7 protein-coding genes are annotated in these 10,114 nt (G+C 36.5%); all 7 read left to right on the top strand.

What is annotated here, in order from left to right; translation table 11 throughout:
- The first annotated feature begins 42 nt into the window (after positions 1-42).
- The 7 genes from V179_RS0105375 (at position 43) to V179_RS0105345 (ending at position 9,826) form a co-directional block, all read left to right on the top strand.
- Positions 43-453 (top strand): cupin domain-containing protein, encoded by a 411-nt coding sequence (locus tag V179_RS0105375; RefSeq protein WP_028390618.1) that lies wholly within the window; start codon positions 43-45, stop codon positions 451-453.
- Between the two features lie 878 nt (positions 454-1,331).
- Positions 1,332-2,345: a glycine betaine ABC transporter substrate-binding protein gene (locus tag V179_RS0105370; RefSeq protein WP_028390617.1), complete on the top strand. Its 1,014-nt coding sequence runs from the start codon at positions 1,332-1,334 to the stop codon at positions 2,343-2,345.
- A gap of 297 nt (positions 2,346-2,642) precedes the next feature.
- Positions 2,643-4,814: a BglG family transcription antiterminator gene (locus tag V179_RS0105365; protein WP_028390616.1), complete on the top strand. Its 2,172-nt coding sequence runs from the start codon at positions 2,643-2,645 to the stop codon at positions 4,812-4,814.
- Positions 4,815-5,044: 230 nt separating this feature from the next.
- Positions 5,045-6,481, top strand: a complete 1,437-nt coding sequence (locus V179_RS0105360; protein WP_034300727.1) for a PTS transporter subunit EIIC — start codon at positions 5,045-5,047, stop codon at positions 6,479-6,481.
- Between the two features lie 226 nt (positions 6,482-6,707).
- On the top strand, positions 6,708-7,163 hold the full coding sequence (locus V179_RS0105355; protein WP_326929534.1) for a cupin domain-containing protein: 456 nt from the start codon (positions 6,708-6,710) through the stop codon (positions 7,161-7,163).
- 368 nt (positions 7,164-7,531) lie between these two features.
- Positions 7,532-8,287: a hypothetical protein gene (locus V179_RS0105350; RefSeq protein ID WP_028390613.1), complete on the top strand. Its 756-nt coding sequence runs from the start codon at positions 7,532-7,534 to the stop codon at positions 8,285-8,287.
- Between the two features lie 123 nt (positions 8,288-8,410).
- The gene (locus V179_RS0105345; protein WP_028390612.1) at positions 8,411-9,826 is read left to right on the top strand and encodes a purine-cytosine permease family protein; all 1,416 of its coding nucleotides are present in this window, start codon (positions 8,411-8,413) and stop codon (positions 9,824-9,826) included.
- Positions 9,827-10,114 lie beyond the last annotated feature (288 nt).

Genomic DNA, 10,114 nt, shown 5'->3' with positions numbered 1-10,114 from the left:
TTAACAAAAATCAAAATAAAAAAATGAAGAGGAGTGTTACGAATGAGCCAATCAACTGCAGCAACTAACTACAAATATTTAAGCCAAAAACCTAGTGTCCAAATTATTAAGGCAGGTACTTATAAAAAGCTAGAATTGAATGATATTTTAGGAATTCCGGCACTGAAAAGCCAAATTATTGATGTTCCAGTTACTTCAACTGAAAATGCCCTTTCAATGGGATACTTCTCTATGCAGCCGGGACAAGAGTTTGAATTCTTATATGAATTTCTAGAAGTGAAGTTTGTACACCGAGGTAAATTTGTTTTGCGTGACAAGCAAGGTAACAAATATGTAGCTGAAGCAGGAGATGTCATTATTTTCACTCCTAATATCCCTATTATTTTTGATGCTGAAAGCGATGGTGACGCTTTCTATACAGCACATCGTCTGCCTGAACCAACGTTTATGTAATTGATAAAGAGACAATCAGCGATTAAACTCTTCTTCAGAAATTACTAGAAGAAATAGCTGACTAGTAAGGACTTTATTAAACACTCTATAGTAGCTTATTATGCACTATAGGGTGTTTTCATAATTATCTTACTAAAGAAGTTTGTAACTATTCAGATGAGTATTAGATAGCTTACTAGAAAGGCAAGGAAAAGAAGGATAGCCTTCTTTTCCTTGCCTTTTAGGAGCTTACGTTGAAAACAGTTTGAATTGTTTTCATTCTATTTGCTTGACTGCGACATATTAGAACGAACCGTCTCTTTGACGGTCAGCAAACCGATTTTCTTTGCTTTTTGCATGTCATTCGCTTAAATGTGGCTCTACTTATCTCGTATCCATCCGCCTTGTCGGGATGGCTGGAAAAATCGTATTTATCTTGGCCGTTGAAATGCCCGGCACTTTAGCTGCATATCGGATTAAGCGTTTTTAAGTCGATCCGTTCAGATGTGGTAAAATGCTGCTTGTATTCAATCGTCCATTGTTCAATGTTGTTGTTGAAATCTTTCAACGACTCCTTTACGAAACAAAAAGACGCTACTATCGCATCGGATAACAACGTCCCCTTTCCGTAACTGGTACGGTTTTCCCCTTGTAACGAACCTTCATACACGCCTGGTTCTTTTTTGCTCATTTTTTAAGTTACTACATTATCGTTTCAATGAAATTTTAAAAAAATTTTCTGAATCTATAGAATATTAGGTATATAATAAACTAATAGGATATGGTGGCATCTCTTCAATCAAAAAGCTTCTGTGTAAGGATTGCGCTTTATCTTCATGAATTACGAAGAATGATAGCGCTGTTATATGAAGATAGTATGAAGGTAGAGGGAGATTTCAATGAAAAAGAGCATTAGCTTCATTTTCATAATAACTCTTATTTCATCGTTCGTCCTTGCTGGTTGCAGCAATTCTAATGGCTCTATCGTACCTACTAGAGCAATTGGGACAATTAAGTTTGCGGATGCAGGTTGGGATAGTATTAGAATACACAATGAAATCGCAAGAATTATTATTGAAAACGGTTATGGGTATAAAACAGAACTAATTCCAGGATCTGAAACAGCTTCACTTTATGCGATAAGTACGGGAAGTATGGATGTTTTTATGGAGATTTGGGCGGGAAGCTACCCGATACAATATAAATCTGCCATTGAAAATGGTGATATTATAGAAGCATCTGTAAACTCAGAAAGTACGCGGCAAGGCCTTTATGTTCCAACCTATGTTATTGAAGGGGACCCCGAGCGTGGTATTGAACCGATAGCCCCTAATTTGAAATCGATTCATGATTTACCTGAATATTGGAAAATTTTCAAAGATCCGGATGATCCAAATAAAGGACGTATTTACGGGGCGAATCCAGAATGGAATGCTAATAAAGTGTTTCGAGAAAAAATGAAAAACTACGGGTTATACAAAACATTCAATTATACTGAATCAGTTACTCAGCCAGCATTAAATAAAACATTCATTAATGCCTATGAGAAGGGTGAGCCGTGGGTAGGCTACATTTGGACACCAACATGGACGGCCGAATTGTATGATATTATCGAACTGAAAGATGCGCCATACAATGAAAAAGATTGGTTAAATGGGTACCGTACAGAGTTCCCTTCACAAAGATTAACGATTGCTGTTCACAACAAGTTGCCAGACCAAGTACCAGAAGTTTTTGCGTTTTTAAGCAACTATTCTATAAGCAGTGCCATTACGACTGACTATTTAGCTTACATGAAAAAATATGATACAACTACACATGAGGCGGCTATATGGTTTTTAAAAGAATATGAAGAAGTATGGACGACTTGGGTCCCCGATCATGTAAGTAAAAAAGTGAAAGCTAAGATTTAATAAAACATCAATATGGTTGTTTTATGCAATGAATTTTCGGAATTTGCCGTTATAGCTTTTCCGAACGAGAAAACCCACCAAGGGCGACAGCCTGCCTATAGGCGTGGGAGAAGTCAACTCTGTTACAGTAAAATCGTCTCACAAGTAAAGGTCAACTATTAAGGGACTAAGGGAAAGTCCTCTTTATCGTTACTCTCTAATTTTCATAGTCAACGCAACAATAGGAAGTCACTCTTTTGACTGCCAGCGTATAGCCTTCTATAAATAGAATGATATATTTGGAGGGAGATAAACAAAGTGAAACAACAAATTCCTATTTTAGATTCTCGCCAAAAAGAGCTGTTAAGGACGCTGCTAATAGCTAACAAACCTATTACTTATAACGAGTTATCTGAAATGTTTAAATTAAGTACAAGAACAATTCAAAGAGAAATGAAAGCGCTTAAACCTATCTTAGAAGCCTACGATTTAAAAGTAGGGAAACGAATTGGTGACGGTTTTGAATTGAAAGGATCAGAGGAAGGGAAGAGATGGTTAAGAGAACACATAGAACATGCGAAAACGTTTTCCGCGTACTCCCCAGAAGAACGGCAGGATGGAATGACTTATGATTTATTGCTTTCTAAAGAACCGATTAAGCAATTTGTGTTTAGTAAAAAGTACGGGATTACGGAAGGAACTGTCAGCTCTGATTTGGACAAGGTGAGTATTTGGCTTGAAAAAGGGGGGATTTCACTCATTCGAACGCCAGGAATTGGCGTATATATCAATGGGCAGGAAAAGCAGCGAAGGACGATGTTGTCCAGGTTGCTCCACAAGGATATAATGTTCGAGGAATGGCTCGAACTTTTCCATAAAAAGACAGAGTTAGGAGGGGGAGAGGTGCTAGATCAGTTAGGTATGATGATTCGAAATCGTTTACTAAAATTTGTTCAAATTCATAACATCTTGGATGTTGAGCGTGTTGTACACCAAGTATTAAAAGAGCAAAAAGATATCGAATTAACAGACCGGAACTATGTAAATCTAATTGTTCATCTAATGCTTGCAGTCGAGAGAATAAAAGGCGGACAGGTTATTCAAACATCCAATATGTCTATTGTATCTCAAGACTCTGAATTTGATCCATTAATCTATTCACTAGCGGAAAAAATTGTTGATCGACTTGAAACTGTTCTTGCCATTTCAATACCTAAAATTGAAGTGAATTATATTGCTCTCCATTTATCAGGGGCCCGCCTTTCTAACAGAAAAGAAAGGGACAACTATGAAAAAGAAGAATTTACTTGGATTGAATTGACACATAGCTTTATTCGAGCAGTGGAATACCATCTAGATGAATCGTTTGATGGGGATGAACTTCTTTTTGATGGGTTAGTTTCCCATTTTGCACCAGCTTTTACCCGTTTAAAATACGGGCTTCAAATACATAATCCGATGCTCGAAAAAATTAAAGAAATGTATCCGGAAACGTTTTCTGCATGTAAGAAAGCGTGTGAGCTTTTAGCAAATAGAACGGTCGGCCCAATTCCAAACGATGAGGTCGGTTATTTGGCGATGCACATCGGAGCTGCGCTTATTCGGAAGAAAGACACTTCAAAAAGTGAGTATAAAGCCATTGTTGTATGTTCTAGTGGACTTGGAACGTCCACATATCTGGCTTCAAGGCTACGTATTGAAATGCCGAATCTGAAAGTAGAAGCAGTTGTCTCGATGAATGAGCTTGAAGGAGGTCTGCAGGAAAAGGCGGAAGTGGATATTTTGATTACGACAATAAACCTTCCTTTTGTGAAACATAATAATGTCGTCATTGTCAGCCCGTTTCTCAAACAAGAAGATCTATCAAGAATTCAAAATGCCTTGTTCAAAGTGAATACATCAAAGCCAATTCAAAAGAATGTACAAAATACGAACGGGAAATCATCTTCTGTCATGTCCCTTGCAAAATGTGGGGAAGGTATGATGCAAATTTTACGAAATTTAAAAGTCTATAATGATGTTTATGTACGACCTCCTGTTACGATACCTAGCATTCTTAGTGGGATTAAAGATATTGAGGAAGTAAGTGATTTTGAGAAGCTTACCAAAGATCTTGAAGAACGTGAGCAGCAAGGAGGGTTCGTAATAGATGAATTGGCGATGATTCATGCTAAGTCAGAAGGAATAAACAACTTGCTTGTTGCCGTTTTTCGAATGAAAGAACCTATTTTATGGCCTTTTGCTGATGATGAAGAACAACAGTCTGTTCAAACTGTACTCTTATTGGCGGCACCTCAGGGGGCGCCAAAAGAGCATATAGAAATGATCAGTAAGATCAGTTCCATGTTAATAGAAGAATCATTTATTAACGTATTAAGAGAATCTACGGCAGATGTCGTGAACAGTTCGTTGGAAGCTGTATTATCGGAGGTATATGAAAAGAAAGCAGCACGTTCCATAAAGGAGATTCAGGGAATGTCAACTTCTTGATAATTCGAACGCTTTTGGCCCCTACTTTAAGCTGTCAACAAACAAAGGAGTACCTTACTGACCTAATGGTTTACATCAGTCATCCAACGGTTTTCTCCTCTACCTATTCTATTACGGAAAGGAGGAAGTGCAGGAGATATTATTGCTAGCGTTAGCGCCATTCCTCCTCTGTTTAACACTGGGCGTTGCCTGTTCTGTGTTTGAATCAGAGGTCTTCCTGCGTGAATCTGATGAAGAAACTAGGCCAATTGTTGAGCGCTATCGTTTACCAAAATATTGCGGTCATTATAGTCGCAGGAATCATTCAAGGAGTCTTTGGGGTTTATGGATGGTGGTATAATGATAGAATTTTACTTTTATTGAATCCTATTAATAACATTCTTTTACCTATTTTATTAGGTTATACAGGTGGGCGATTAATAGGGGGACAGCAGGGAGCTGTTGTAGCTTCCATCGTGACATATGGATTAATACTATCAAGTTCTACTCCTGCCATCTTAGGAGCCATGATTATCGGACCATTAACAGGTTGGCTAATAAAGAAGCTTGATCATATCGTAAAAAAGAAATTACCCGGTGTTGGATATGAATTACTTATTAGTAATGTCTTAGCTGCGATGATTGCTACGATACTCACGATTTTATGTTTTTTTTATGTAGGACAAACATTTTCTGCTGTCGTGGAATGGCTCACAAAGCTATTAGAAACCATTATTTACTCAGGCTGGTTCCCACTGACGGCCGCAATCATTGAACCTGCAAAGGTACTATTTTTAAATAATATTATCAATTTTGGCGTATTAGGCTCTCTTGGGGTTCAGCAAGCAGAAGAACTCGGTAAATCTATTTTTTTCGTATTAGGAGCAAACCCAGGTCCAGGACTAGGTATTCTTGTCGCTTGTTGGTTGAAAATGGGGATTGAACAAAGGAATGGTGCAAAACTAGCTGTTTTTATCCATTTTTTTGGTGGTGTACAGGAAGTTTATTTCCCATACGTTTTAATGAATCCACTTTTAATTATTCCACTTATTGTAGGAGGAATGATTGGGGTGTTTACATTTCAAATGTTTGATATAGGTCTTGTCGCTATTCCATCGCCAGCCAGTATCTTCTTGTTTATAGGTCTGGCGCCAAAAGAGGATATTCTCTTTATCATTTTAGGTATATTGCTTTCAGCTATAGCCACCTTTTTTTGCAGTGTGATTCTTTTAAAACGAGTGCCAGATTCTCCTCTTTTATTGGAAAATAGTGAGTATGTAAAGTTTCAACGTGTAGAAAAAGATGAAAAACCAATCACAAAAGAGCTGATGGATAAAATGACTGATCCATCTATGAATAAAGAAAGAAGTGAGACGGAAATTATTCTATCATTTTCCAATATAGATAAGCTTGAAAACATCGTTTTTATTTGTGAAGCAGGAATGGGTTCAAGTGCAATGGGAGCTTCCATGTTAAATAAGAAGCTTAAACAAGCAAATTTGACAATAGAAGTTGGAAATGCCTCTATTAGCGATATTCCTGAATATGCAGACCTTATTATTTGTCACGAGAAGTTTCTTTCTGTTGTGCAAAAAACGGTACCCAATAAAGTTTGCTATTCGCTTAGGTCTTTCACGGATATGAAAGGTTATGATGAACTAGTGGAACATATCAACAATATTGTTTAATCAGATGGATAAAATGAGTTAAATTCAGGCATACGTAGTCGATATAAGATGGCTTTGTATATATTTTAAAAAGTAATATGGCTGCTAGTGTCTAAGTATACCCTTCTATCTTTGCATTAGAAACAGCACGATCATCATTTTTGTCGCATGTTGAATGCGACAAAAATGATGGAACATAAGCAAGTAAATATCATTTAATAATGCTAGAATTAAAAAAAGATAGAATATTCAAATAAAACTAATAAAAATAATTGGAGTGAATCAAATGAGCAGAACAGCTACAAAAGACAACTATACTTATTTAAGTCAAGGTCCAGGATTACAATTAATTAAAGCAGGTACTACAGAACTAAAAGAAGTTAACGCGATACTAGGAATCCCAGAAGTAAGAAGCCAAATTATTGATATTCCTATTACTCAAGCTGAAGGTGCTGTAACATTAGGTTTATATGCCATGCAAAAAGCTGAAAAAGGCTTTGATTTTAAATATGATTACTTAGAAATTAAAACTGTTGTTAGTGGTCAATTTATCCTTAGTGATGATCAAGGGGCTGACAGAATGGTAGCAGAAGCTGGTGATGTAGTTATCATCAACGCTGGTACTACTGTTACATTCCACCCTGAATGTGATGGTGTAGCAACTTATGTAGCACACAGATTGCCAGAACCTATCTTTGCATAATCGATCGTTTAACTAGAATTCAAAGTCGAATGATAGATGTTCCCGTTTGCACAAATGAAAGCGCTGCGCAAACGGGTTACTTTTCTCTCTAATAATCGGAAAACTTTGAATATTCTTGTAGAATGGTGGGAATAAAGGTTGTTTTCTCAAATAAGAAAATAAATCATTCACTTATTGAGCAAATTTCAAAAAAGAAAGCGATTCCAATACGTGGTAAAGTAAGCATAAGTTAAACTTAATTCGACAAATACTTAATATGTAATCTCAAGGTAAATACATGGAGCCATATTTCCTTCCCTATCTAAAAAATAGAGATATTCCAATTAAGTGTTCTTATAATCTATGAAACGAAAAGGGGTTATTAAACCATGCATACGGTAGATGCCATGAGCTATCAAGATTTTGATTTTGAGCTGAATGGTCAGAAAGCTCTATTAGAAGATATTTTTCCAGGTTACAACGAACATGATCGCATCGGGGTCGTCGTCAGAGAAGTTGGCGGAGGGACAGGTGCAAGTGCCTTGTTGATGTCAGCGCTTACGCGATTTTATGATTTTTTCCGACCGAATCTTGGGGTTGAACCAGGGCAACAGTTTATTTATCCCGAGTTCTTTGTCTTTCATGTCGGTGAAAAGTATATGACACATTATTGGATGGACATATGGCCACCGCATAAAGAGGTTATCGTGGAAGATGATCCTGAGCAAATATTAGAGGCTATTAATGACCGCGGTATTACGCGCTTGCTCGTCGAAGATATGGATCTTCTTGAGCCTACTTTTTTAAAAGAAACTGTAAATGCTGCTAAACATCGTATTGTTACAGCGTTAGCCTATTCACCGACAGGTCGCATTGAAAATAGTGATGTGAAAATTACGAGTTGTGAAGCAGCTGAGAAAAATGTAATAGACACAATTAAAATGTCAGAAGGTCTTTCAAATGACGTTATGGAAGAGCTGTTCCAAAGACGGGAATCATTAAAGATAAATGGTCGTGTAACAGAAACGTATCGCCGAATTGAAGTTGCAAATGCTTTAAAAATGCTCACTCGTAATATCGAGCCAAGCGAAACAACACGTAGTTATTTTGCATTATTACAATTGGAAGCTGAAATGGAAGCCTAATCGTTTAGTTAAAAGTTCACTGTTATTTGAACTTATCATTTTCATACTATGACGTGATTCGTACCATTTCAATTAACTGATAATTCGAAATATTCTTATATTTTTCCAAGAGGAGATGAAACTATGGCTGGTGGATCAATAAATGTAACAGGTAATGAGGGAAAAAGTGAAAAAGAATTAATGAAAGATGATTACTCATTAAGTAAAGTACCAACAGAAAAACGAAATATGGGTTTACTAAGCGTTGCAAACATCGCTTTAGGAATTTCTACAGCGATTTTCTTTTTTCAAATGGGAAGCGTTATGGCCATAAAATTTGGAGCGATGAATGCGTTAGTGTCAGGGATTTATGCAACAGTTGTAGCCGGAATCATTAGTACAATCATTGTTTATTTATCCGCCAAAACCGGTATGAATGTAAACCTATTATCAAGAGGTGGAGGATTTGGTTATATCGGTGCTTCATTAACTTCACTTGTTTATGCCTCCAATTTTATTATGTACTGTGCATTTGAAGGAATTCTCATGGTTTATGCTGTGAATGAATTTCTCCCATCCATTCCAATGTGGGTATTAATTGTATTTTTTGGATCGGTTGTTATTCCGTTAAACTGGTTTGGAATTAAGCAACTGGATAAAATACAAAAATTCACATTACCAATCTTTATTATCATGTTAGCCATTGCTTTGATTGTATGTTTTATTAAACCATCTGCTTATGATGGAAACTTCTTGACCTATGTTCCAGATGGAGTGAAATTTGGAGGAACCGCTTTGCTCCTTTGCATCGGGATGCAAAATGGATTGTTAGGTTTGATGGCTTTGCTTGCATCTGATTATGCGAGATTCCTGAAAAAAGATGATGTGAAACTAGGGAAGTATATTATTGGATTTTTCCCACAACTCCTTTGCTTTTTCATCATGGGTCTAATAGGGATCTGGTTTGGTGTACGGATGGCTGAAGCGAATCCTGGTGTTTATATGGTTCAACTCCTTGGTATCGGCGGCGTATTTTTTACAATTTTGACTCAAATTCGTATTAATATTACGAATTTATACAGTGGATCATTATCTCTATCTAACTTTTTTGAAAATGTGTTTAAATTCAAACCAGGAAGACCGTTTTGGGTCGTTATATCTGGGGTAACTTCCATTGTATTAATGTTAATTGGTATATTAGATCATTTAAGTGGTGTCTTAATTGCTCAAGGGATTTTTCTAATGGCATGGGCCGCGATTTTAATTAGTGACGCATTCATTGTGAAAAAAGTATTAAAAATTGGACCGACGTATTATGAACATCGCCAAAATAATTTATTTCGATGGAATCCAGTTGGAGTCGTTGCATTTGTAGTAGCGAGTATACTAGGTTCTATTGCCGGATTTGGTTATATGGGAACGTTCTTACAAAATACATCGGCGTTCTTCTCCTTTATTATTGCTTTTGTCGTCACAATTATTGTGGCGATCGCAACAAAAGGGAAATATTATGTTAAGGAAGAAGCGAAGGATATTCCTGTTGAGGAATACATCGCTTAAGTGTATATAAGAAAAAGGTCCATCCTTCTTTTGATTTCTTAAAAGAAGGATTTTTCTTTTGATTGATTTAAGCCGATTCAATACGTTTTAAACGAATTTTCAAATGGACTATTTCCATCTTTAACTCAACTTTCATTATAAGGAACTCTCAATAGTATTATATTTATCACCATATGCTAATAAAGTGCGTACTTTATTTTCTGAAAATTAAGACATATACTGAGTGTAGTACTAATAAATCAATCATAACAAAATATATAAAGGAAGTGACCCATTCATGAAATTACA

This window comes from Bacillus cihuensis, assembly GCF_000504145.1.
In the GTDB taxonomy this organism is placed as follows: Bacteria; Bacillota; Bacilli; order Bacillales; family DSM-1321; genus Peribacillus; species Peribacillus huizhouensis.
Note: the sequence above shows the minus strand (reverse complement) of the source record. Positions and strands in the feature narration are given on the sequence as shown.

What these genes read in the sequence shown, in the direction of transcription:
- V179_RS0105375 (WP_028390618.1), top strand. Translation starts at nt 43, where the DNA reads ATGAGCCAATCAACTGCAGCAACTAACTACAAATATTTAAGCCAAAAA.
- V179_RS0105370 (WP_028390617.1), top strand. Translation starts at nt 1,332, where the DNA reads ATGAAAAAGAGCATTAGCTTCATTTTCATAATAACTCTTATTTCATCG.
- V179_RS0105360 (WP_034300727.1), top strand. Translation starts at nt 5,045, where the DNA reads ATGAAGAAACTAGGCCAATTGTTGAGCGCTATCGTTTACCAAAATATT.
- V179_RS0105350 (WP_028390613.1), top strand. Translation starts at nt 7,532, where the DNA reads ATGCATACGGTAGATGCCATGAGCTATCAAGATTTTGATTTTGAGCTG.
- V179_RS0105345 (WP_028390612.1), top strand. Translation starts at nt 8,411, where the DNA reads ATGGCTGGTGGATCAATAAATGTAACAGGTAATGAGGGAAAAAGTGAA.